This window comes from Muricauda sp. SCSIO 64092 (assembly GCF_023016285.1).
Lineage (GTDB): Bacteria > Bacteroidota > Bacteroidia > Flavobacteriales > Flavobacteriaceae > Croceivirga.
This window is the reverse complement of the sequence record NZ_CP095413.1, coordinates 3982423-4006869: the sequence shown is the minus strand read 5'-3', so window position 1 is coordinate 4006869 and position 24447 is coordinate 3982423. Positions and strand designations below refer to the sequence as shown.

The following is a 24447-nucleotide window of genomic DNA, read 5'->3' as shown; positions in this document are numbered from 1 at the left end:
CCTTGACCTACCACTAAATTTAAACCATTCCCAGTGCTAAATACGGAATCAGGGTTTTTCCTTTATGGGCACATCGCTCCTATATTGTAAATATAGCAAACCCTACCTACTGTAATTTGGACTTTCCTTGGTAATCGTTACATCATGGGGATGACTCTCCTTGATACCACTTGCGGTGATTTTGACAAAGCGACCATTTTCCTGTAACGCATTGATATCCTTGGCACCACAGTAACCCATTCCTGCCCTTAGTCCTCCAATGAACTGGTGCATACTTTCATATAAATCCCCCTTGTAGGGAACACGGCCTACAATGCCTTCCGGAACCAGTTTTTTGATATCGTCCTCCACATCTTGGAAATAGCGATCTTTGCTGCCTTCCTTCATGGCTTCAACCGAACCCATGCCTCGATAGCTTTTGAACTTACGGCCTTCGTAGATAATGGTTTCTCCCGGAGATTCCTTTGTTCCCGCAAGCAAAGATCCCAACATCACGGTATCCGCGCCGGCGGCAATGGCTTTTGGGATATCCCCGGTGTAGCGCACCCCGCCATCTGCAATGACCGGAATTCCAGTACCCTTTAATGCCGATGCCACTTCCAGCACTGCCGAAAATTGGGGAAATCCAACCCCAGCCACCACACGGGTTGTGCAAATGGAGCCAGGTCCTATTCCTACCTTCACCGCATCCGCACCTGCCTCCGCCAAATAACGGGCGGCTTCTGCGGTAGCGATATTGCCAACAATCACATCCAGTTCAGGATATTGGGTCTTTACCTCCTTAAGTGTGTTCACCACCCCTTTGGTATGGCCATGCGCCGTATCAATAACAATGGCGTCCACACCGGCCTTGACCAAGGCACCAGCCCTATCAACGGCATCGGGGGTTACCCCAATGGCAGCAGCAACCCTTAAACGGCCATATTTGTCCTTATTTGCGATGGGCTTTTGGGTTAATTTGGTAATGTCCCTAAAGGTTATTAATCCCACCAGGGTATTGTCCTTATCCACCACCGGGAGTTTTTCTATTTTGTTTTCCTGTAAAATATCCTCCGCTTCGGTCAAGGTAGTGCCCACATCCGCGGTAACCAGGTTTTCTGAAGTCATTACCTCCGTGATCGGTCGGTCATTATTGCGTTCAAAACGCAAATCACGATTGGTCACAATACCTACAAGCTTTCCTTTGTCATCCACAATGGGAATTCCCCCAATGCTATGTTCTTTCATACTGGCTTTCGCGTCCTTCACCTGAGCGTTCAAGGGCAGTGTCACCGGATCCAATATCATTCCACTTTCAGCCCGTTTTACCTTCCGCACTTTAGCAGCCTGCTGGGCCATGGTCATGTTTTTGTGCAACACACCAATGCCCCCTTCCCTTGCCATGGCAATCGCCATTTTTGATTCCGTAACCGTATCCATGGCAGCAGATACCACGGGAACATTTATGGAAATGTTCCTGGTAAATTTTGAGATGATGCTCACTTCCCTGGGTAGAACTTGCGAATAAGCTGGAACTAAAAGGACATCGTCGTAGGTGAGGCCTTCCCCTACTATCTTATTTTGGTGGAATTCCATAGCAATTAAGGATTAATTGCGTGCAAATATACCACAAATTCGCGGTTCAAAGGAAAGCACCGGAATTATGGTAATTTTAAGCCAATTTTATTTATAATAATTCTAAATAATCTTATTTTTGAATAAAATAATAGCCATGTGTCCATCCCAAAGCATACTCAACCGGACCAAAAACGGGACATTGAGTTTTTGTCATCACAGCAAGTTGTTTCATTTTGCATTCAATAACCTTTGTTTTGAGTTGTACGAATGGGAATTGGAAAAATTCGTCACCTACTTAGATCAACTGGATGTAGGTTATTGGGAAACGGAGTTAAGCGATTCCCTACATCAGAGGAAAATACCCATTCCCACAAACACCAATCACCTTATGATTTTGATCAACGCGCAAGAGTTGGAGGAACTGAAACAACTACTGACCCAAAAAAAGACGTTTCAATTGCTCGGTACTGCGGATATTGACTACGCCTTTATGGAAAACTGAATGATTTGATCGGGGTCATCCGGCCACTACTCGGCCAATTCCGTCCGTACCTTCCTCCCCCAAGCCATCAACATTTCCTTCTCTTCCTGGGATAGTTTGCCATGCATCCAGGTATAGGAATCCTCTGGCATGTGTCCTTCTTCCACTTCTTCGACGAGTTCATCCATTTTGTGGTCCTTCTTTTCCAAATCCCATGAAGCCCAATCCGAAACATTGAAATGTTCCCTACCTTCTTCGATATGACCATCGATCCACAGGGAAATGGGAGCCACTTCGGCATACCAGGGATAGACCGTATTGTTGCTATGGCAATCATAGCATTTTTGCTCCAGAATTAGGGCGACTTCATTGGAAGGTTGTGTTTGGGCCTCAAAATCGGCCACCACATTTTCAGTGGATACGTTTTTTTCGGGCCTCCAGAACTGAAGGAGTACCAATGCTATCAACAATCCGACTAAAATTCGTTTTACAAGTTTCATTTTTTAGGTTGCTACAGTTTGAGCTGTAAGGTAGTATAAAAAGTCCTTGGTTCGGCAGGGATGATTCCAGGACCGGGATACCCAGTTGCCCGACGGGTAAAATACGAATTGTCCAATAGGTTATTGATCCCCGTTTCCAGTTTTAGCTTTTTCCAGGTATAGGAAAACGATAAATCCATGATATCGTATGAAGGTATGGTCCCTTCTATACCCCGTTGATTATCGTTTACGTCCTGTGGAGCATTGGTAGCATCCGTGAACTGTTCTGAAATATAGGTGTATTGTAGGCTTCCCAGGAAATTCCCATATCCAAAATTCAGTCCGGTCTTTAGATTGATCTCTGGGATGAATTCCACTTGGTTTCCTTCAACATTAACCTGATTGGATTGTGTATATTCAGAATTGGTCCACGCTAGATTTACAAAGTAATTTAGCTTCAGCTTATCCAATGACGGAAATATGAGGTTGGACAAGTTTACATCACCAAAGGTTTCCAGACCGTAAATGAAAGCGGTACCTATATTTCCCCGGAACCGTACCACTCGTCCTGTCTCCACTTCCTCCCCTGCCGCGTTTATCCGTGTTTCGTTCCTCAAAATCTCTCCCAATCTCTCGTCGTATAGCAATCCAAAAGTGCTGATATCGTAGGAAATCAAGTCATTGAACCTCCCCCGGATCCCAAGATCGGCGGTAAAGCCGTCTTCATCCGATATGTTGGGGTCTATTTGAAAACTTGGATTCACTACACGTATATCGTTAAAAGTAACCGAACGATAATTCTGGGAAAAATTGGCATATACCTCCATGGAAGCCGATGCCTTGTACGAAGCCCCGATACCCATCAACAAAAAGCTCCGTTCAAAGGTTCTGTTATCTTCCACTTCCTCATTGAGCAAGGGATTACCGGCCAGGTCCAACACAATGTTTCGAAAACTTCCTTCGCTTTCCGTTTTGATATATTCAAATCGGAAACCGGGAGTGATGGAGAATTTATCCGTTATTGAAAAAATGTTTTCTCCAAAGAAGGCCAAATTCAAGTTTGGGAATTCGAATTGCGATTGGCGCTCGTAATTCGGAAAATCCCCATCGGCAAAGGAAAAATCGGCATCCGAAGCCGTACTTCCCGGTCCCTGCCGCTGATCGTTGTTGGTCTGATAATATTTTGTACCCAACAGTAAAACCGCATTTTTACCCCCTAACTGATAACGGGTCAATACCCGTGCCTCTGCTCCCCAGTTCTGAAAATTGTCCACTAATAGTTCCCTGGGTTCATTGGGGTCGTCCGGCTGGGAAACCCTATTTGTCCTGAAGCCCAAAGCCCTTCGTGAAGCATCCAATGAAAAAAGATTTAGACTAAAATCAGTTTTGGGCGAGAACCGATGATCCAATTTAAGTGAATATAGCTTCCAATCCACATTGAACCAATTACGGTCCCGATTGCTGAAATCCGGATTTTCAAGAAATTGGACATCCGTGAGACCTCCGGGTTGTTTTGCCAAATAGTTCAATACCGTGGCCTCAAAGGTCAGCGTTGTCCTATCGGACAGCGCATACCCAAAATGGCCAAAATAGTTTCTACTGTTAAAATCGGAATTTGGCCGAAACCCGCTTCCTTCCTTGTAATTGAAATAGGTGTAGTAACTGAACTTACCAACCGTTCCCGACAGGCTGTTAAAACTTGTAAACAAATCAAAAGAGCCCAGTGTTTGGCGCGAGACCAGCTCCATTTTTTTGGTCCTATGGGGTTTCTTGAACTTAAAATTGATCAATCCCCCAAATTGTGGCCCATATTGCAGTGATGCTGCCCCACGCACCACTTGTATCTCCGATAGGGCCTCGGCAGGTGGTGTATAGTAACTTTCGGGATAGCCCAGGGCATCCGCGCTAATGTCATATCCATTTTGCCGAACGTTAAAATTGGCCGTCCTATTTGGATCCAATCCCCTACCCCCTATGTTCAATTGTAGTCCGGCATCACCATAATCAAAGATATTGAGCCCAACCACTTGATTATAGATTTGTCGCGGGTTATTGGCAGCAAGGTTTCCCGTAAGGTTTTCCACCAGGACCACTTCACTTTTCTTGCCGGCATAAATCGCAGTACCCTCGACCGTTTTTAGTTTTTGGAGTGCAAAAACCTTCTCCCGTTCCTGGGTAAGGGTAACCTCATCGAGCTGTTGTTCCCCAATGGGTTGTAGCCCAATTTCAACGTCCAATGCATCACTGAACAGCAACTCCCGCTCATATACCTGGAATTCCAGGGCAAAAACGATCAGGGTATATTTTCCTCCGGAAATATCGTTGAACAAAAAGCGTCCATCTTCGTCCGTCATCCGTAAAATCTGGGGTTCCTTTAAATAGACCTCGGCTTCCAGTATGGGCCTTCCATTTTGGTCCAAAACCCTTCCTGAAATTTGTGTTTGCCCTACTAAGGATAGCCCACAAAGCAAAATGACAAAAAAACTATATGCCCTTAATCTCATCTTCAAATGGTAAAATCCAATCTTTATGTTTGAACGATTCTTTTTCCTCGGTCAAATCCACCTCGGGATCAATCAAAGGTTTGCCCAATCTGCCGTTTAAGGCTACATAGCTCTCTACGTATATGGCAATATCCCCATGTCCCTGCCCTTCAAAGTGTTGTTTTAGGTAATGCGCATATTCCAAAATGAAATCAGGTTGAAAACTCATCTGTTTTTCCTGAAAGGGGGTCAAAAAATCCGAATTGTCCACATAGAACCATTTTCCCGTGACCTGATTCACAATTTTGAACTGGGCATAACCTGATTTCTCCATCAACATGACCCGCCATGAAAACCGATAACCCTCCTCTGTCCAAAACAGTTCCCCGGGATATCCCAGATAACGCCAGGGAAAGAGGAATTGAATCACAAAAAAGGCTATTATAATACCGTACTTTATGCTCTTCAGGGAATTTTTGGGATGTACCCACCGTTTTCCATTGTCAAAAACAGCCGTTGGGATCTTTAAAACCCTGGCGATTATGCTTAAGATCCTTTTGTGCAGTCCTACATCAAAAAAAATCAATGCCGACACGATCATAATGTAAGGGAACATGCCTATGGGAAAAAGTATCCTTGTCAGGACATGGAAGATAACGACCAGTACAAAGGCGAAATTTCTGGTGGGCTTCCATAACAATAGAAATGGGATGAGCAAATCGTAGAGGGCACCCCCCCAACTAAAGGCATATTGCACCCATTCCCGTCCCATTAGGGCACCAATAACGGGAATATCGAACTTTGCGGGCAACCAGATTTTTAAGGGCATGGCATCAAAAAGCCAATCGGAATTTAGTTTTGCCAAACCGGCATAGCAATAAACAATGCCCAACAAGAGCTTTATACAATCAACATTCCATTTGGGAATGTATTGATAACGGATCTTTTCATTCCATTTGGCGTCCAGCGAAAAGTAGCTTCCTGCAGGAAGGAAAATCATTAAAAAAGACAGTAGACTTATAAAATAGTAGTGGTTGAGATAGGTGGTCTTATCCATCAATTCAATGTACGTGAAGGATAAAAAGAAGGTAATCATGGCCACTCTATAGCGTAGTCCCAATGCGATAAAAAATGCGGCCAGGCCACAAATAAAAAAAAGGACGTACGTCCAGTTTCCTAAGGGTTTTATCCATTCAAAACCATAGTACGAAAAGTGAAAATCAGGTTCCAGGTACAGTTTTTCAATCCAACCGTAGGCCCAAAACCGAATGATGCTGGCCAACATCATGACACCAAAAAAAATACGAAAGACCGCCAAGGGGGCGGCCTCCGTATAGTGTTCAATATATTTTGAAAAGTGTACTGCCATTAATCACCGTCGGCATCCACAAAATCAATGCTAATGCTCATTGCGGAAACCATATCGACCTTTAAAAGGGGAACTGCTTTTTGTACTTCATCATAAGCGAGGAACATAGCAGCGGGACTATCTTCAATTTCAGTTTTAAAGGCACCCAAAGCAGAGACCATATCCCGCGCCGTATTGAACTGCACATTGATGAGCTCATCCAGTGCTTCTTCGTCTTTAAGCGTGTTTAGATTTTGGAGATAGGACGCCAGGCTTTCCCCGGTCTGAGCCGATCCAAAGTGTTTTCCATTAAAAAAACCTTGTACCGCATCCAATCCTTCCAAAAACAGCTCGTTGCTCAACCCTTCACTATAGTAGGCCTCAATGGTCTGGGGTGCCACAGTTCCCGTAAAAACACCCAATGGAATACCCATTTTGCCAGCCCTCAAAAACTTTTCATAGTAAAATATAAAATCATTTACGTAGCGATCTACGGAAGCCGTTGCCGAAGCTCCATCATTTTCCACAAAAGTATCACGATACCCATTTTGCCAGGCATCACGTACACTGGTCACCCTGGTCTCAATGTCGTCCATCGCATCCTGAACATAGGTGATATGGGCATCACCTGTAGTTGGGTCCGTATAGATCGCTACAATTTCCGTATCGGAATCCGCAATACCATTGAGCAGATAATCCAGGGCAGGAAACCCTTTGGTATCCCGATTGGAAGGTAGTTCAAAGTCGTAGGATCCACTGGCAATATGGCTTTCTATCAATTCAAAATCCGTTGGATAGGTATTGATGTTCAATCGCAGCCCATCTTCTTCCGCAGGACCTATTTCAAACATGGAAACATATTGCCAGCTTTTGTAGGCAGCTATCCAAGTTTGTCTCAGGTTGGTCAAGTTCGCTTCGTTCCTGTCATTTTGAAAGGTGTCAAATTCCGTTTTAAAAGAGGCAAAAGCTGTTAAAAACCCATTGTAGGACGGAATTATGATATTATCGGCCCAATTGGTCAACATCACCCCCCTTTCAAAGGTTACCGATGCCCCATCATCATCGGTCAAACCTAAATCATCATCAGCACCTCCATTCGTATCATCCGTACCATCTGAGGAGCAGGCCCAAATAAAAAAGGCCAGAAGTACGGGTAAGGTCCAAAAAAATCTCCTATTCATAACATTCTTTTAAAATTAAAACACGTCAAAACAAAGGACGCAAGCCGCAAATATATTGCATCCTTTGTTTATCCATTTCATAGCGTTTACAATGGTCCCATGACACTCAAGAATTAGTCTACCTCCGCAACGGTAAAAGTAAACTCGGCAGCGATGGCTTCAGCAACCGTATCCAGATTATCCGCAGTCACATTCCAGAAACCATTGGTTGGCGTATTGTAAATGGTATCCAAATATCCCAAAACCTCATCCCTTGAGAAATAGAACTCTGCAGCAGTACCGGGCATTCTTAAAAACTGTAAACTGTAAATAAACCCATATGCTTCAGATAAATCGTGGAAGGTAGTACCTGGCTGAGTGCCCCCTAAACCAGCTTTACCCGCTTTGAGATAGTGAATTGCCCTTACCGCAACCAGCATGGCAATTTTTTCCCGTAAGATGTCGGCTTGAGCATCCCGCTCATCGTAATCCTTATTTAGGATCGCCGTCCTACCTGCTTTGTAGGCATCAAAAATATCTTGGGCAATCCCTGGGAAATTCGCCTCAACATTGTCCAGGTATTTTGCTAAAAATTCATCCGGATTATCATCAACGGCATCTATGTCGGCTATTGGATTTTCACTATTGTCCACTACACCAAAGAAATAACCATAAGCCTCGTCCCAGTCATGCTCCATATCCGTGTAGTTCTGACCATCAACGATGACATCATTATCATTGTCGTCCTCAAATTGGGCCAATTGGTTGGGATTGGTGTAATTATTAACGATTTGATCTGCCACAAATGCGCCGGTCAAACCCTTGATAAAGGCTTGATCCAGTTCCAGTCCCCTTCCGTTTACGTAACGTGTTGAAGAGCCATCGGGCAATTGGCCTGCATTACCTTCGGTAGCTACTTGGTTCCAAAAAGGAAATACATCCTCAACCTGCTCGGTGATGTATCCATCAAAATCTGCTTTAATGGTAACTGAAGTCATGGACGGTGCCACCTGGCTGAAATAATAAGAGCCAGCAGTTTTATTTCGGATCTGCTTATCGGAAGCATTTAAATCAGCTTCACTGAAATTCTCCGTCCCCTGCTGGTGAGCAAAGGCCGCATCTATTTCTGCCTCTGTTGACGTATTGTCCCTTAATTTTGAGAGGACTTCACTTGCCATCAACAAACGAGTGGTTTGCCCACTAAAGCTAACTGTGGATTCCCCGTTGCGTTCAAAAACGTAGGTGGCAGGCACCGTAAAGTCCGGATCGATTGTGATGTCATCATTATCTTCATCATCCGAACAGGACCAAATCAGGGTCACTAGCAACAGGGGCAAAAAAAACTTCTTCATTTGTTTAAACTTATTTAGATTGATTAGATATAAAGGGACAAATATATCCAAGCCAACTCCAAATACAAACTTTATCTAGACTTATTTTAAATAATATTTTCATAAGGGATGATTTAAGAAGTGTGCGATTACCTGTTCACAAAACAAACTGCTATCTCTTTAAATTGAAGACTTCGGAACTGACTTAGTAACAATCCATCTTCAATTGGCCGTTATGTTCAAATTCGCTGAGGGATTTCCGAAGTATGGTGGCCGCCAATTCTTCCAAAACTTCCAGGACGGCATTTTGCATGGCCATGGAACCACAGATCATGAATACGCATCCTGATTCGAGTTTTGCGGCAAGTTTTTTTGCATCCTTTTCCAACAATCGCTGCACATATATTTTGTCCCTTTCTTCCTGGGATAACGCCAGATGGAAATCAGTCAGTTTTTTGGTGCGCAACGCCTCGTCCAAATACTCCTTGTAGATTGTTAAGGAATCCTTTGTTCTCCCTCCCCAGTACAGCTCAATTGGAATTTTTTTATGGTTTTCATCCATAATCCCCAAAAAAGGCGCAATACCGGTACCGTTTCCAATGCATATAATGGCCGGGGCATGTTTCGGAAAATGAAAATTATTGTTGTTTTTGATTCCTGCTACCAAGCTTTGATGTTCCACGACCCCGTTCAAAAAGGCAGACGAAATCCCAAACCCGTGTTTTTTAATGCTCAGAACCACTTCGTCCTTGTACCTGGCAATGGAATACCACCTGGGAATCCTATCTTCATCTGGGACATACTCCCATAAATCCCCCGATTGAAATTTAACTTTATTCAATGGTTTAAGGTGCAGAAGAAAGGTATCGTCCCCATTCAATTCAGTCTTTTTGACCACTTCGAACGATTTGGGTGGTATCCTCCCCGCCTTCTTTTTTGGAGGCGCAATCTGAATCCTTGTTCCCGTGGCCCTACCCCATTGCATTGCCCAGTCCTTAAAAGCATCAAAAGATTGGTTGTTGATTTTGTACAAGGGCACAATAGCGGTAAAGTTGGGCTGCGAAGCCAAAAGATTGTCCAGATCGATGGCAAACTGGCAATAATTGGGGTAGGTCAACGACCCAAAACCCACGATACTGTATTTCAAGGGTCTTTCAGGTCGAATCAACTCCAATAGGCCTTTAATGTTTCTGGCATTGGTAGGGGCTTCGCCTTCACCGTAGGTGGCGGTCAAAAAGAGTATGTGTTCCGCTTTCTTGTAGGTGGCATAGTCATTTATCTGCGAAACGAAAACGCTTTTTCCCACTTTTTCAAGGCCTTCTTCCAGGGCTTTTGCAAATGAATAGGTTGTTCCTGTTTCGGAACCGACCAAAATGATATGACTGCATTGGTCCTTATCCTTTTTGGTCAAGGTAACCTTGGAATTCTTTAATCGCTTCCGCCACATCACAAATCCGGAATAGCAAAAAAATAGAATGGACGTACTTGCCAATAGCAGCACCAGTGACCAAAGGATGGAACCCTGACCCGTATGGAGGGCCAGACTCCATTGACTGGCCAAAAAAGTAAAAGGATACGCTTGTTCACTTATGATTTCCCCTGTGTATTGGTGTACAAAAAGTTCCCTATCACTCAGCGAAAGTTCAAAATAGTCTTCGGGGAAGGTTGAAAACGGAAAGGTGACCGAACGTACCTCATCCAATTTGATGTCCTGAAACAAAGTAAGGTCTTTCGGTGCCACCGATATGTCCACATCGGTTTCGGGCTCCACTGGTCCGTGGGTGACTTTGGTAGCGGGAAGTAAGGAGAACTTTTCCGCGGATAAATACACTCCCGTAGCGGCCACAATCAAAATGGGGAGTAAAAACCATCGCCCCAGCAATACATGGTACCGCAATTCAAAATAGTCTTTTTGAACCTTGGAAAAGAGTTTTGCGGGTCCGCCCTGCCTTTTGATGATCAGGAGCAATCCCGTAATGGCAATTAGGCACAACAAAAAGGAGACCAGCCCCACAAAAAAGCGCCCCACTCCTTTCAAAAATAAGGAACGGTGCAGATTGGTGGTAAATTGAAAAATAGGGGACTGCGGTTCCGGTCTTCCTAATTTCTTCCCCGTTAGCGGGTGTACATAAATGGTCTCGCTATCTCCTGTTTTGTCAACCACATTGGCAACCAAAAAGTCATTGGCGTCGACTTCCAGGGTAAGGACCTCATCATATTCCTCTTGCAAGGCGGCCAGGCTTTCCGCCAGGGAAATTTTGGACAGTGCTTCCGGCCGATAGGGCTTTACGGCACTTTGCATGGGTTCAAAAGCCAGGATAATACCCGTAACAGAGGCCAAAACCAAAAAAAGGCCCGAAACCAGGGCCAATGTTAAATGACTGTACCTCCAGATAGAGATGGTCATGGATACAAGGGATTATTGCGGAATCATCCGAACGTAGCGGATGAAACCTTTGCCTTCCATTTTGGAGGTTAGATTCTCGGAAGTCAAATCAAACTCCACATCATCAACATAATATTCCTGATCTTCCACGGCCGATTCGAATCGGATGGTGTAGCCTGTATCTATTTTATCCTGTGGAATCTTTAAAACGGTCATCTTGCGTTGCCCTCCCGTCACTGTCTCACCTACAATCGCATCAATGTTCGGCCTTCGTATCCCATAAAGGTTTTTCCACCATTCCTCAATATCACGATACCACTCACTGTCATCGCCTTGCACATAGAGGGTTTCCACATAGTTTCCCTCTCCGTCCAAAATGGACACCACCACATAGGCCCCTTCACCTTCATAATTGATCAGTTGGATCATACATTTGTAGTTCACCGTCTCGGGAGCCTGGGTGAACGCGAGCAACCCCAAAAAAAGTACGCTCAGCGCATATCTAAAAAAAATCTTCATCCAAAGTATCCTTATCCGTTACAATTTTAAGAAATTCAGTTGTTCTTCCTGTTGTTGTAACAACTCGTTTTCCCTGGCCAAATCGTAAACGGTTTCCTTAAAATCGGTTTTTAGGCTCACATCCGCACCCTGGTCTATGAGATATTTCAGAATTTCGGTATTTCCCGTGGACATGGCGGCCAAATGTAATGCGGTATTGCCCTCATCATTTTTTTGGTTAATGTCCATATCAAATTCCTCCAAACGCTTTAGCAGGGAAAGGTTGTTCGCTTTGGCCGCAAGATGTAGCAAGGTGTTTCCGTCATGTTGTAGGTCGTTCAACCCTAAACCGGCCGCCTTCAATAGTTCCCATTTGGTTTCAAAGTCCTTCGGGTCTCCCGCATTATAGCTTTGTATAAGGTAATATGCCAAGGTATTGCCGGTCTTATCGGTTGCGGAAACATCAGCTTTTTGTTCCAAAAGGAATTTCACGACCTCCGGACGGTTTCTTGAAATGGCCAGGGCCAGGGCCGAACGCCCCTTTTTGTCCCGTACATTGATATCTTCAACGTATTCTCCCAAAAGCTTTACCACCTCCAAACTGTTGCCCCGGGAAGCATTCATCAAAGGAGTGGTCCCTTCCCCGTCCTGTGAATTGACATCCAATCCTTTTGCGATCAAATAGTGAAAAAGGTCTTCATTTGTATTGCGCCCCGATATCAAGTGTAAAAGATTTTTGCCCTCCTCATTCACCAATCCCGTACGAAGCGACAATCCTTCCAAGTATTCAAAGGCAGCCTTGCCATGCTGTTGGCCACGGGTCCCCTGAGCGGCCATAAACAGCGCATTTTCACCTTTCGTATTGGTGATTTTATAGTCCGCTCCCTTTGCTATCAAGGTTTCTAAAAGTGGGATATGACCACCCTTGGCGGCATATTGGAAAATTCCATTCCCATGTTCATCCACACTGTCCAAAGACAGCCCCTTCTCCACAAAATAGTTGAGGATATCAAAATTTTTGGCAAAGGAGGAAACCAATAAAAGTGCGTTGGCACCACTATGATTGGTAGCATTTATATTGGCTTGATGCTTCAAAAGAAAATCGTACAATTTTGGATTGGTCTGTCCGGTTACCGCAGCAAAATTCAGCACCGTATAGCCATGGGCATCCTCAATGTTTGCTTTGGCACCCCTGTCCACCAACCATTGCATCATTTCCAGATTGTCACGATAGGCTGCCCAGAAAATATAGGTTCGGCCATCATGGGTGATTTTATCCACCGCATTCCCTTTTTTGCCCAGAAGATGCTTGATGGTAGTATTGTCCACCTTTTCAATAAAGGCGTAGCTCACTGCATCGAACATATGTTCATTGAGCTCGGCAACATCATTTCCTGCTGCAATGGCCGCTTCAACTTCGGCAATGGATGGATTTCCTTTCCAAAAATCCCGCTGTAGAAAAACGTTCTGCTGGGCGACCAGGGCGAATGTAAAAAGGAAACCAATCAATGGCAATACTCTAGCTCGCATCCTATTTACTTTTTGAAGCGTCGCCTATTGCTTCCTTGGACACAAAAGATTCTATTACATTGGCAATGTCCTCTTTTTTCACCATTTTTTCATCAAAAAGGTGCTTGTACAATACCTTATTGTCCACTTTCTCCTTTAGGGTCAAGTCCGTATTTCGAGCATAGACCTCATCCCATTTGGAACGGACCATGGCCCATTTGTCATAGTGTTCCACCCACCAATCCGCAGCAGCCTGGCATCTTTCATCCGGAACTTTTACATAGGTGTTGTATCCTTTTTCTTTGGCCAACACAAAGTCATCCTCACCCCCTTTGCGCATTACTTTTGCATTATCCTGATCATGGACCCATCCTTCTGAAGTGATTTCATGGCGATTTCCCCTCATGGTAATATTGTAATCCGCACGTTTGGTGTATTCCCTTCGCGGAAGGGGTGCCGGGGTAGTATTTTCCCAGTAGCTCTTGCCATCTACATGTACCCATGTAGCACTGCCTTCGTAACGGGGACTATCATCTACTTGAAATACTTTTTGGGTCCATTGCCCGGATACCTCATTGGCCTCCTTTTTTTCAAAGGTCCAATTGTTATCCCCGTTATAGAGGTATAAATCGGTGTTTTCATACAACCAATCCTGTCTCCAGTGTTTAACGATATAGGGTTTGGAGGGATCACCAACCTGTAAAATATGTTGTATGGCAATCTTATCATCCGTATCGGCAACCAGTTGGGCCCATTCCAATCCCTTGTCCACTTTGGTCTCGGAAGGCTTGTACAAAGAATCCTGACTATAATTAAAGGTTTCGGCAAAGTTGAAGGTAACTTCAAAGCAACCACACATGTCTTTAATGGCCTTTTTGTCCATTTCCTTTTTATCCTGTGCCTGTAAAACCACAATAAATAGGAGTGTCAAGGCAGAAATTAGGTGTACTCGTTTCATACTGTTGATGATTGTTTTGTTCGTATTGTTAAAATGAAAATTAAAATTATTCTTATTTAGACTGATTCAAAATAAACTATATATTTGTGTCAAATTTAATCAGGAATGAGTCTAAATAAAAATAATTTTTCAATTATTTTTTTTCTTTTGGGGGGTATCCTTCTAAGCGCACAAAGTTCTCAGGAAAAGGACTCCATTGTTACCGAAAGACTGGAAGAGGTTGTGGTTACTGGGGAGAGCCAAGTAATGTCGTTAAGTAAAAAATTATTTACGGTCGGGGTTATTGATCAAAAAGGGATATCACGATTGGCGGGAAACAACTTAGCGGATGTACTTACCCAAAACCTGAATATCACCATTGTACCCGATGCATCAACCGGCAAATCTACGGTAAGCATGTTCGGTTTGGATGGTGAATATGTAAAAGTATTGATTGATGGTATCCCCATAGCCAGTGACAATGGTATTGGTAACAATATAGATATTTCGCAAATTAATCTTGAAGATGTGGAACGGGTAGAAATCATAGAAGGTTCTGCCGGGGTTTTATATGGTGACAATGCTGTGGCAGGGGTTATTAATATTGTTACCAAAAGAGGTATTGAAGGCGACCATACATGGCAGATACAAAGTTCTGTACAAGAAGAGACCATAGGCAGTGAATACTCCCTTTTTGACCGGGGCAGACACATTCAAAATGTAAAGGTCAGCAACCAAATAAGTCCGGCCATATCCTATACCCTTGGTGCTTCCAGAAATGATTATGCTGGCTTTTATAATGACTTTCAGGGTAGGGATTACGTGAACATTGAGGACAATCGTGTTGTCAATGATGGACTTCGGGGGACGGAATGGAATCCAAGGGAGCAAGTCACCTTGTTTGGAAACTTTAATATGAGCCTGGGCAAACACAGGATATTTTACAAACTACAGTATTTTGATGAATCCCTTACCATATATAACCGTACGGTAAATGGCAGGTTGGATTCCAATACTGGTGCCGTTAACCCAACGGCACTTGATGAAGACTACAATACCCAAAGGTTGATGAACAACGTAAATATTTCAGGTCCCTTAAAAGGTTCAACCACCTATAATGTATCGCTCTCCCACCAAAACCAAAAACGCTATTTCGAACAGTATGTGTATAACATTCTCCAAAGGGGTATCGAATCCTATACTGCAGATGACCTGAACCAATCCAGTGATATTCTGTATTCCAAAGGTTTTATCTCGAATATGATGCCCAAATCAAAATTCTTCAATCTACTTGTGGGTTATGAGTTTACACGACAGCAGGGTTTTGATGCGATTGCCACAGGTGCCTTTTCAACTGATGTTGTAGAAAATACGTTGGAAAACTACGACTTCTTTGCCTCTGCCGACCTTAACCTCAATGACAAATTATCGTTTTATCCAGGGCTTCGATCGGTCAGCAATTCCCAATTCGGAAATAAACTGGTATGGTCACTTTCTTCCACCTATGACTTTTCAGAGACTTCAAAACTAAAACTAGCCGTAGGTTCAGCATTCAGAGCGCCCAACTTTACAGAGCTCTTCTTCTTTTTTGTGGATGCCAACCATAATGTTCGGGGCAATCCCAATCTTAATCCCGAAGACGGGATATCCATATTCCTGAATGCAGACCATCTTTTTAAAATTGGTGAGGACCGTCCTTTAAAATCTACTCTTACTTCCTTTTACTACGATATCGACAATAGAATAGCTTCGGTTGCCGACACCGATGAAGACGGCAGGGCCCTCTTTACTTTTGGTAATGTTGATTTTCAAAGAATACTGGGCTTTTCATTGACCAATAAAGTGACTTTCAATAATTGGCAGGCAGGCCTTGGAGCAAGTTATATAGGGCAATCCACCGCAGTGGATGAGACAGCGGATGAAGACTTTGGTTATTTATGGAACCTTAATCTGCAATCAACTTTAACGTACACGATCCCGGAGATAAAAACATCCTTATCCGCCTTATTAAAATATACTGGAAGGACACAAAACATTATTCAAGGGGATAACGGCCTTGAAATTGGCCAAACCGATGATTTTACCTGGTTGGATGCCTCAGTGCGAACAACCGTTTTTAAAAACTTTGATGTTACCCTAGGTGCCCGAAACCTATTGGATATCGTAACCGTCAATGCAACCGATATTCCTGCCGGCACCCATGGCGTATCGGGTGGCAACAACCGATTGTTCGGTAACGGTAGATCCTATTTTTTAAAACTCTTATACACATTAAACCTTAATTAAGAATTATGAAAAAGTATTTTTATTTGAGTGCTATTGCGCTTCTGTCCATCATAACTTCATGCAGTGATGATGATGGTGAAGATTTGATAGATTTTACGGTATCCTTCAGCAGTGCCACCGTAAGCTTGGGCGAAACCGATGCAGAGACGGCAATCACCCTATCCTTTTCAAGGGCAGCAACCGAAGCGGGTACCATAACCGTATCGTATACGGGTGAAAATGCTGCCTACGGTACGGACTTTACCACCTTGCCGGCAGGTGGCAACGGTACTATTTCGGTACCTGTGGTTGTTGGCGCCCTTGGTTCCACCATTACCTTTACCAAATTACAGGATCCCATTGAAGGCACCACCAAATCCGTTGCGCTTTCCCTAAATGGTTATGATGTGCAAGATTGGTCCAATGGCACAACCACATCATCCACAGTGAGTTTTACGCCCATTGCCGCTACAGGTGGTGTTGTGGATGCGGAACAAGGAGGTTCCAATCAACCAAACCAGGTCTATATTGATTTAAGCTCAAACACCCAGACGGCCGTTCGCAGGGATGCCTGGGAGATTGCCTTTTATGGTGGTACGGAGAATAGGGTCTTTTTAAATTCATCGCTCCTGGTGGCCGCAGCAGAATTGGATGGTATAACCAATATGCTTTCCATCACAGAGGACAGCAACCTTACCGCTCCAATGGAGCTGAACTCCTTCGATCAAGCATTCCAGCCCATTACGGTCACCGTAAATACCGTTGGGGAGTTGGTAGCGGGTTTACCCGTTTCCTATCCGCAATACGGCAACGTAGCCGAAAACCGTGTATTCACCGATAACCAAGAAGGGACACTTGAAGGAACGGCCTTTGCTGAAATTTCCACAACGGCCGAGCAAAACAATGTCTACATTGTCAGTCTTGGAAGTGAAATTCCCACGGAGCCCGCCGAGATTGGATCAATTTCAACTACAGGTGAGAACAGGGGCTTTATGAAGGTTCGGATTCTAAGTGATGGCAATAGCTATACGGTTCAATATGCTGCCCTGAACGAAACTTCAAACTTTTCTGAGGTTACCATTCAAAAGGATGACAGCTATAATCTCATTGCTTTTAGTTTGACCGAAGGACAAGTTGTTAATGTTGAGCCTGAAAAAGGGAATTGGGATCTTAATTTTAGTGGGGTGTTCTCCTATTATGGGGCCGCAAGCTTTGGAGGTCCACCAACGATAGCCGGGGTGACCTTTTCTGATTATGTGCTTCACAACACTTTGGGAGGCGTTGGATTATATCAAGTAACCACCAAAGATGCTGATGGCAATGCCACCGATGCACCCTCCTATACCAATTTCAGCAGGGCCGATGTCGTTGAATCGGAACTCGTATACAATGACCGAGCAATTATTGGTAGCGGATGGCGTAGTGTTTTTGGCGTAGCTGCAGTTAGGGACGACAGGTATTTTGTTTTAAAGGACGCCGATGACAATTACTATAAACTATTGTTTACCGCCTTCACCAACGATCAGGGAGAACGGGGATTCCCGCAGTTCACCTACGAACGTCTGTAAAAAAGCATAATGGCCCATGTTTTTATCCATTGCATAGGACCATTTACGTTCAGTTTTTAGTTTGAGTTAGTTAGGGACCGGGGGCCTATGTAAGGCTTTCGGTCCTTTCAAAAAACCGGCAACCATGGAATTACTTTATCAAAACAGCTACGGCGCATCCTACAAAATAGAAAACGCTCCAAACCCCATCTGTACCGTTCAACTTATTGTAGATTGTATAGGGCTTTTTATGTCCGAAGCGGATTTGGCCCACCTTCTTGAGGTCGTGAAAGCGTCATATGAACCCTGTTTTTGTGAGGAATGTAAGGGAACCCAAGGCAAAAAGATATGGTCCACCAGTCCATTCCACGATTTGGCCCTAAAAGTTGATGCAACCATTCTTAAAGAGCTGGAAGATCTTATCTTAGGGACACAATTCTTATTGAATATGGATGAAACCTTGAAACAATACCGCCTTAAACCTGACCAGAGGTAACCCTTGGGCGGAATTGTATTCAAGGTGAATTAAACTATAAAAGCTTTCAATTAGGTTTTCGTAAAATTGACTGCCGCTAGTTTAATGCTTAACCCCTCTCCTGAGAGGGGTTTTGTTTTTTAGGCCAAAGTCCGTTCAAAATCAGTGTGACGAGTTTTGGAGCTTTCAATCCAGATTTCCCAGTCGCAAAACTCCTTCGAAATGACAATCGGAATCAGAAAGTCATTTTGAATCGACCCTGGTCGAAGCCGAAGGGGCAGTGTGAAGAAATCCTTAGGTGCTATTTTTTAGATTTCTCAGTCGTAAACTCCTTCGAAATGACAATCGGAATCAAAGAGTCATTTCGAACCGCCCTTGAGCGAAGCTGAAGGGGAGGGTGGGAAATCTCTTTTAAAACCTAAAATTCAAATCATTCATTGGAGAGAATCCCCAGTTTTTTTAGGGTTTTTACCTATTGATTTTCAACTGTTTAACCCATATCTTGGTAGGATTAATTAGCTTCTTCCAAAAAATATATAAGCGTATAGTGGAGATATTATTAATGATTATATATTCGTTATTAGCTTCAAGTTTGACGAAACGCAACAAAAGCAAGAAATGCCAGAAACCAAAACTGATTTAAGTGGCCTTAATGAAAAACAAAGACAGGCTGTAGTTAGCGAATGTAAACGGTTACTTGTTTTGGCAGGCGCGGGCGCGGGAAAAACCAAAACTCTGCTGCAAAAGCTAATCTATCTCATAGAAGAAAAAGGTGTTAATCCGAGCAACATTTTAGCAATCACTTTTACAAAAAATGCTGCCAACGAAATGCTTGATAGATTAATCATTTCCGCAGACGACACTGAAGAATATGCCGAAATTTTAGCCGACAAAAACCGAACTACAAAAGAAAAAGACACTGAAAGGTATTTTTTCACTAAAAAACACAAATGGATTGACAATTTAACCCTTAAAACTTTTCACAGTCTTTGTTATGGAATAATTCGAAACTTTGGAGTAAATGAGTTTGCCAAATACTCGGCAACAGAAACAGCTTTTGAGGTTATTCATAAAATCCTCATTGAAAACTGCGAGTCCAACGAGTATCTGCTCGATTTGAAAAGATACATTTTGGATTATATGATTGACAAAATCCATATCGAAAAAGACAAACGCCTTTCCCTCCCAAAAGATGGCAAGTTTTATACAACTCTGAACGGAACAAAAGTCCGTTCCAAATCAGAACAATACATTGCCGATTGGCTTTATCGCCATAGTATCAAGTTTGAATATGAGCCAAATGTAAATTTTAGGGATTTTGACTTTCGCCCAGACTTCTACATTCCAGAAGCCAATTTGTATATAGAACATGTTAGTCAAAAGAGTTATCCTACAAAAGGGAAAGAGCAACAATTTAACAAAGCAAATAAATTGCTTGTAAAAACATTTGAGCACCAAACAAGAGATACTGCCCTATTCAATTTGGCTTTAGAAAGAATTGTAAAAAATCGACTTCCCTCAAACTATCACTTCTCAACTGCCCTATCATTTGAAGAAGAATTCAAATCATATCATAAAGAGGTTAAGGATTTTCTACGCCAAACAATGCGTGTGATTGATATGGTCAAGGTTGAGAATATTCCCCTTAAAACAGTTTTAGAACAATCACAAAAAGACCAACACGAAAGAGTTCGAGACTTCTATAAACTTGCTATTCCAATCATTGAGCAATATCAGTCTTACTGTACCAATAAATCATATCTTGACTTCAACGACATGATTACAAAGACTATTTCACTGTTCAAAAATCACAGCGAAATAGCAAACAAATTCAAAAGAAAATATGTTTACATTCTTGTAGATGAATTTCAAGATGTAAACAATCTGCAAGTAGAATTAATAAAACTTCTACTAACAGACTACAACCAACTTTTCTGTGTTGGGGACGATTGGCAAAGCATTTATGGCTTCAGAGGTTCAAATGTGGACTATATTGTCAATTTCAAAGACCATTTTAAGGATTCACAAACCATAAAATTAAGTATGAATTACAGAAGTACCGAACACATCGTTGGTGCAAGTAATGAAGTAATCAAACACAACAAATTCAAGGTTGACAAAGACGTTCGTTCAAACAAAAAATCAAGTAGTAAAATCCATATTTATGCAGGCAAAAATGAAGCTGAAAATATTGAATATGCACTTGACGAAATCAATAAACTAAAGGATAAAGGATACACAAAAGAGGACATACTATTCCTATATCGCAGGAGCAAAATGTATAGTCCATATTTTGAACGATTTAAGCAAGAGCGAGTATTTGTCTCAGGTAAGACAATCCATGCTTCAAAAGGACTTGAAGCAAAAGCTGTTTTCATTATAGGATTGACCGAAGGGAATGGTGGATTTCCTGACATTTGGATGGAGGACAGGATTTATCAAGTAATTAAGGAATCCAATCACGATTTGTTACTTGAAGAAGAAAGACGTCTTTTTTACGTTGCAATAACCAGAGCAAAGGATGATTTATTTCTGATAACGGAAAAAGGAAATGAATCTAGTTTTTTAAAAGAAATTCCTGATGACTTTACCTTTAAAACAAGTATTCCATTCAAATCGGTAATAGAAGAAATAACACTTTGTTTGAATTGTAGTAACCGATTGGATGAAGGCTTCGCTTTCTGTCCATATTGTGGCGTAGAACAAAATTTAGATAAGTAAAAACCAACAACTAACAATGGCTATCAGCAATTGCTTGTTCTCGCCAATCTTTCGACTACGCTCAGGACCGGCTTATGGTAAGCCTTTCGGATTTTAAGTTTAGTGTATACTTGTAAAGTTAAACGCTAACCCAACCTTTACACGAATCCTTTCGCCTTCCTTTAAACTAAGGTTACCCGTATTTCACTATATTCCCTTAAAATTCAACACCCAAAGAAATCGATGCAACCAAGGATTGTAATACTGGAGGAGAAAAAGTTACTAGGCCAAAAGGTCAGTATGAGTTTGACCAACAATACCACCGCCCAACTTTGGAGTCAATTTGCGCCACGGATCAAGGAAATTCAACACAGGGCCTCAGCAGACAAGATTTCAATGCAGATTTACCCTCCTAACTATTATACGCAGTTTAGTCCTACAACCCCGTTTGAAAAGTGGGCCACGGTTGAGGTGACCTCTTTTGAAGCTATTCCCAACGGGATGCAAACCTTTGTTGTACAAAAGGGCTTGTATGCTGTTTTTGACTATAAAGGGTCAAGTGCCGATTCTTCCATCTTTCAGTACATTTTTTCGGAATGGATTCCCAATTCCGACTATGCGGTGGATGACCGACCTCATTTTGAAGTCCTGGGCGCCAACTACAAAAACAACGACCCCAATTCAGAGGAAGAGATCTGGATTCCGATACGACCAAAGGGGAAAATCCGCCCCTAAGCCTGCTTTTGTATGTGCCTTAGGCGTCTTTTGAGTCCTAAGATTTTGCTATATTCCCATGGCATTCGCTGATCAGGCTTTGGCCTTAAGGCTATCCACCCTCGGGTCATGAGTGTCCAACCTCACCAAAAAACGGAACCATGAAAAAAAGGTACCAACAACTTGTTCGATGGCTAAAAGCCCAAGTCACAACCATTACCCCGGGAAATACGGCCTTAAAAGGGGCCACATTGGGGCTATTGACCATTACGGCCTTGCTGTGGATCCTTTTTGCTTTTGGCGTTTTCTCCAACATTCAAGACGGATGGGTTCTTTTGTTTTTTACTGCCTTTGCGGTGGTGGCCATCCTTGTGGGCTATCTCTCCAGAGGACTACTAAAATGGTTGGGGAATTTCCATAGGGGCTACCAACTGGCACTTTTGATAACAGTGCCCCTGCTGATCATCATGAGTTTTGAATGGATGGCACCCACAATACTGGCCATATTGGCCTCACTTCTCGGGGCGGCTATTCTGGTATTAAGAAAAACGGGCTTTCAACAGTTATCCCCACGAAAAAAAGGGGTTACCCTTTTGGGACTGGTCATTGGGTTGGGCGGTTTCATTACCCTGGTAATTCTGTATGCTCGGGTTGGCTTTGACGTGGACCCTATAATCAACGCAGCTACATCTGTCGACACCACCGTATCACCCATTAAGGCACCTTCTCCCGCCGAAAAAGGGCCTTATGCCGTAAAAACCTTGACCTACGGAAGTGGTAAGGACCGTCACCGACCGGAATTCGGTGAAGCCGTAACGCTAAAAACAGATTCCGTGAACGGTATTCCCTTTATTGATGATTGGGATCGTTTTGGAGGTTGGTGGCGAGAAAAATATTGGGGTTTTGACTCCAGGTCGCTGCCTTTAAATGCCCGGGTTTGGTATCCCGAAGGGGAAGGTCCCTTCCCATTGGCCCTGATCGTTCATGGCAATCATAGCATGCAGGACTATTCTGATATTGGCTACGGATACCTTGGCGAATTGCTCGCTTCCAAAGGCATAATTCTAGCATCGGTGGATGAGAACTTTATCAATGGGTCCTGGTCCAATATCTTTGGGGGACTGGACAAGGAAAATGATGCCCGGGGATGGTTATTGTTGGAACACTTAAAACAATTTCATAAATGGAACACGACCGAAGGCCATCCTTTTCATCAGAAAATCGATACGACCAACCTCGCCTTAATTGGACATTCCAGGGGTGGCGAGGCGGTGGCCCATGCGGCAATGTTCAACACACTTCCCTTTTATCCAGACGATGCCTCCGTAGCATTTGACTACAACTATGCCATCAAGTCCATTGTGGCCATTGCCCCGGTCGATGGGCAGTACAAACCGGGAGCTACCCGAACGGCCATTGAAAACGTCAACTATTTTGTAATCCACGGGGCGCAGGATGCGGATGTCAGCTCCTTTATGGGGTCACAGCAATACGAACGTGTAAAATTTAAGGATAGCCTGTATCATTTCAAATCAGGGGTATATGTGTATGGGGCCAATCACGGGCAATTCAATACCAGTTGGGGCAATAACGATACCGGCAATCCCTTTACGGGGCTGCTGAACTTGAAACAATTGCTGTCCAGCGAAGACCAGCTAAAAATAGCCGAGGTGTATATCGGTGCCTTTCTGGATGTCACCCTAAAAGACAAAAAGGAATATTTGCCCCTATTTGTAGACGCAAGAAAGGGTAAGGATTGGCTTCCTGAAACCATCTATTTAAGTCAGTTCGAGGATTCGAATTTGAAGTTGGTGGCGAATTTTGATGAAGATTTTGATGTATCCACCATCACCCTGGAAGGAGGGCAAATCAGCACTGAAAACTTAACGGTTTGGCGGGAACAGGAAATCAAGCTCAAGTGGCAGGAAAAGGGAGGTCGGGCACTTTTTGTGGGTTGGGACTATGATTTCGAAAAGAAAGAGCAAACCATGGAATCGGTGGCAGATTCACTGCTGGCAAGTTATACCATCAGTCTATCCCCTACCGCAATTGATTCTACGGGGGTATTGGTTTTTTCCCTGGCCGAATCCAAAGAAAAATCCAACCCCAAAACCGAGGGCAAATGGGTAAAGGGCCTTGAAAACGGAAACAATACCAATGAAGAAGAAGAGGAAGAGGATACTGAAGACGAGGATGAAGAGGATGAAGAGGATGAAGAGGATGAAGAGGATGAAGAGGATGAAGATGAAGACGAAGATGAACCCAAAGCACCTATTGATTTCACCATTCAACTGAAAGACTCCCTGGGGCAACAAATGGCATTCCCGCTGAGTACATTTTCGCCGTTACAACGAACCATTGAGGTCATGATTTCCAAAACAGGGTTCCTTAAAGACGACAAAGAATCGGAAAAGGTATACCAGACCTTTTATTTTCCCTTTGAAGAACTTCAAAAAGCGCATCCCGATTTTGATTTCACCCGTATCGAGACCTTACGTTTTGTGTTTGATAAAAATGAAAACGGGGTGATTTCAATAGATAATATCGGCTTTATGAAGCGTTTGTGATCATTGAACA

The 24447-nt window shown here is 43.2% G+C and carries 17 protein-coding genes; 7 read left to right on the top strand and 10 right to left on the bottom strand.

Features of this window, described 5'->3' with window-relative positions; translation table 11 throughout:
* Positions 1-102: 102 nt before the first annotated feature.
* Positions 103-1575: an IMP dehydrogenase gene (gene guaB / locus L0P88_RS16800; RefSeq protein WP_247131078.1), complete on the bottom strand. Its 1473-nt coding sequence runs from the start codon at positions 1573-1575 to the stop codon at positions 103-105.
* A gap of 118 nt (positions 1576-1693) precedes the next feature.
* Here guaB and L0P88_RS16795 point away from each other — a divergent pair, with 118 nt between their 5' ends.
* Positions 1694-2059: a DUF6686 family protein gene (locus L0P88_RS16795; RefSeq protein WP_247131077.1), complete on the top strand. Its 366-nt coding sequence runs from the start codon at positions 1694-1696 to the stop codon at positions 2057-2059.
* Between the two features lie 26 nt (positions 2060-2085).
* Here L0P88_RS16795 and L0P88_RS16790 read toward each other — a convergent pair whose 3' ends face one another.
* The 9 genes from L0P88_RS16790 to L0P88_RS16750 all read right to left on the bottom strand — a co-directional run bounded on the left by L0P88_RS16790 (position 2086) and on the right by L0P88_RS16750 (position 14190).
* Positions 2086-2538 (bottom strand): heme-binding domain-containing protein, encoded by a 453-nt coding sequence (locus tag L0P88_RS16790; protein ID WP_247131076.1) that lies wholly within the window; start codon positions 2536-2538, stop codon positions 2086-2088.
* An 11-nt stretch (positions 2539-2549) separates the two neighbouring features.
* Positions 2550-5021, bottom strand: a complete 2472-nt coding sequence (locus L0P88_RS16785; protein WP_247131075.1) for a TonB-dependent receptor domain-containing protein — start codon at positions 5019-5021, stop codon at positions 2550-2552.
* Positions 5002-6369, bottom strand: coding sequence for an HTTM domain-containing protein (locus tag L0P88_RS16780; RefSeq protein WP_247131074.1), 1368 nt, complete (start codon positions 6367-6369; stop codon positions 5002-5004). The genes L0P88_RS16785 and L0P88_RS16780 overlap by 20 nt, the downstream gene beginning before the upstream one ends.
* Positions 6369-7529, bottom strand: a complete 1161-nt coding sequence (locus L0P88_RS16775) for an imelysin family protein (protein WP_247131073.1) — start codon at positions 7527-7529, stop codon at positions 6369-6371. Before L0P88_RS16775 ends, L0P88_RS16780 begins: the two co-directional genes overlap by 1 nt.
* A 113-nt stretch (positions 7530-7642) precedes the next feature.
* A complete protein-coding gene (locus L0P88_RS16770) occupies positions 7643-8860 on the bottom strand; it encodes a DUF4856 domain-containing protein (protein WP_247131072.1) in 1218 nt (405 codons plus the stop codon).
* A gap of 184 nt (positions 8861-9044) precedes the next feature.
* Positions 9045-11246, bottom strand: a complete 2202-nt coding sequence (locus tag L0P88_RS16765) for a PepSY domain-containing protein (protein WP_247131071.1) — start codon at positions 11244-11246, stop codon at positions 9045-9047.
* A gap of 12 nt (positions 11247-11258) precedes the next feature.
* Entirely contained in the window at positions 11259-11744 is a 486-nt protein-coding gene (locus L0P88_RS16760; RefSeq protein ID WP_247131070.1) for a DUF2271 domain-containing protein, read from the bottom strand.
* An 18-nt stretch (positions 11745-11762) separates the two neighbouring features.
* Entirely contained in the window at positions 11763-13253 is a 1491-nt protein-coding gene (locus tag L0P88_RS16755) for an ankyrin repeat domain-containing protein (RefSeq protein WP_247131069.1), read from the bottom strand.
* A gap of 1 nt (position 13254) precedes the next feature.
* Positions 13255-14190: a DUF6607 family protein gene (locus L0P88_RS16750; RefSeq protein ID WP_247131068.1), complete on the bottom strand. Its 936-nt coding sequence runs from the start codon at positions 14188-14190 to the stop codon at positions 13255-13257.
* 105 nt (positions 14191-14295) lie between these two features.
* Here L0P88_RS16750 and L0P88_RS16745 point away from each other — a divergent pair, with 105 nt between their 5' ends.
* The 6 genes from L0P88_RS16745 (at position 14296) to L0P88_RS16720 (ending at position 24437) form a co-directional block, all read left to right on the top strand.
* Positions 14296-16455, top strand: coding sequence for a TonB-dependent receptor plug domain-containing protein (locus L0P88_RS16745; protein WP_247131067.1), 2160 nt, complete (start codon positions 14296-14298; stop codon positions 16453-16455).
* Positions 16456-16460: 5 nt separating this feature from the next.
* Complete coding sequence (locus L0P88_RS16740) at positions 16461-18002, top strand: HmuY family protein (RefSeq protein ID WP_247131066.1); 1542 nt, start codon at positions 16461-16463, stop codon at positions 18000-18002.
* 124 nt (positions 18003-18126) lie between these two features.
* Positions 18127-18477 (top strand): hypothetical protein, encoded by a 351-nt coding sequence (locus tag L0P88_RS16735; protein ID WP_247131065.1) that lies wholly within the window; start codon positions 18127-18129, stop codon positions 18475-18477.
* A gap of 597 nt (positions 18478-19074) precedes the next feature.
* Positions 19075-21177 (top strand): UvrD-helicase domain-containing protein, encoded by a 2103-nt coding sequence (locus L0P88_RS16730; protein WP_247131064.1) that lies wholly within the window; start codon positions 19075-19077, stop codon positions 21175-21177.
* A gap of 222 nt (positions 21178-21399) precedes the next feature.
* Entirely contained in the window at positions 21400-21891 is a 492-nt protein-coding gene (locus L0P88_RS16725; RefSeq protein ID WP_281499686.1) for a GyrI-like domain-containing protein, read from the top strand.
* A gap of 140 nt (positions 21892-22031) precedes the next feature.
* On the top strand, positions 22032-24437 hold the full coding sequence (locus tag L0P88_RS16720) for a hypothetical protein (protein WP_247131062.1): 2406 nt from the start codon (positions 22032-22034) through the stop codon (positions 24435-24437).
* The last annotated feature ends 10 nt before the right edge of the window (positions 24438-24447 follow it).

Excerpts from the sequence above, each read along its gene's own strand:
- guaB (WP_247131078.1), bottom strand. The coding sequence starts at position 1,575 with ATGGAATTCCACCAAAATAAGATAGTAGGGGAAGGCCTCACCTACGAC.
- L0P88_RS16790 (WP_247131076.1), bottom strand. The coding sequence starts at position 2,538 with ATGAAACTTGTAAAACGAATTTTAGTCGGATTGTTGATAGCATTGGTA.
- L0P88_RS16785 (WP_247131075.1), bottom strand. The coding sequence starts at position 5,021 with ATGAGATTAAGGGCATATAGTTTTTTTGTCATTTTGCTTTGTGGGCTA.
- L0P88_RS16780 (WP_247131074.1), bottom strand. The coding sequence starts at position 6,369 with ATGGCAGTACACTTTTCAAAATATATTGAACACTATACGGAGGCCGCC.
- L0P88_RS16775 (WP_247131073.1), bottom strand. The coding sequence starts at position 7,529 with ATGAATAGGAGATTTTTTTGGACCTTACCCGTACTTCTGGCCTTTTTT.
- L0P88_RS16770 (WP_247131072.1), bottom strand. The coding sequence starts at position 8,860 with ATGAAGAAGTTTTTTTTGCCCCTGTTGCTAGTGACCCTGATTTGGTCC.
- L0P88_RS16765 (WP_247131071.1), bottom strand. The coding sequence starts at position 11,246 with ATGACCATCTCTATCTGGAGGTACAGTCATTTAACATTGGCCCTGGTT.
- L0P88_RS16760 (WP_247131070.1), bottom strand. The coding sequence starts at position 11,744 with ATGAAGATTTTTTTTAGATATGCGCTGAGCGTACTTTTTTTGGGGTTG.
- L0P88_RS16755 (WP_247131069.1), bottom strand. The coding sequence starts at position 13,253 with ATGCGAGCTAGAGTATTGCCATTGATTGGTTTCCTTTTTACATTCGCC.
- L0P88_RS16750 (WP_247131068.1), bottom strand. The coding sequence starts at position 14,190 with ATGAAACGAGTACACCTAATTTCTGCCTTGACACTCCTATTTATTGTG.
- L0P88_RS16745 (WP_247131067.1), top strand. The coding sequence starts at position 14,296 with ATGAGTCTAAATAAAAATAATTTTTCAATTATTTTTTTTCTTTTGGGG.
- L0P88_RS16740 (WP_247131066.1), top strand. The coding sequence starts at position 16,461 with ATGAAAAAGTATTTTTATTTGAGTGCTATTGCGCTTCTGTCCATCATA.
- L0P88_RS16735 (WP_247131065.1), top strand. The coding sequence starts at position 18,127 with ATGGAATTACTTTATCAAAACAGCTACGGCGCATCCTACAAAATAGAA.
- L0P88_RS16730 (WP_247131064.1), top strand. The coding sequence starts at position 19,075 with ATGCCAGAAACCAAAACTGATTTAAGTGGCCTTAATGAAAAACAAAGA.
- L0P88_RS16725 (WP_281499686.1), top strand. The coding sequence starts at position 21,400 with ATGCAACCAAGGATTGTAATACTGGAGGAGAAAAAGTTACTAGGCCAA.
- L0P88_RS16720 (WP_247131062.1), top strand. The coding sequence starts at position 22,032 with ATGAAAAAAAGGTACCAACAACTTGTTCGATGGCTAAAAGCCCAAGTC.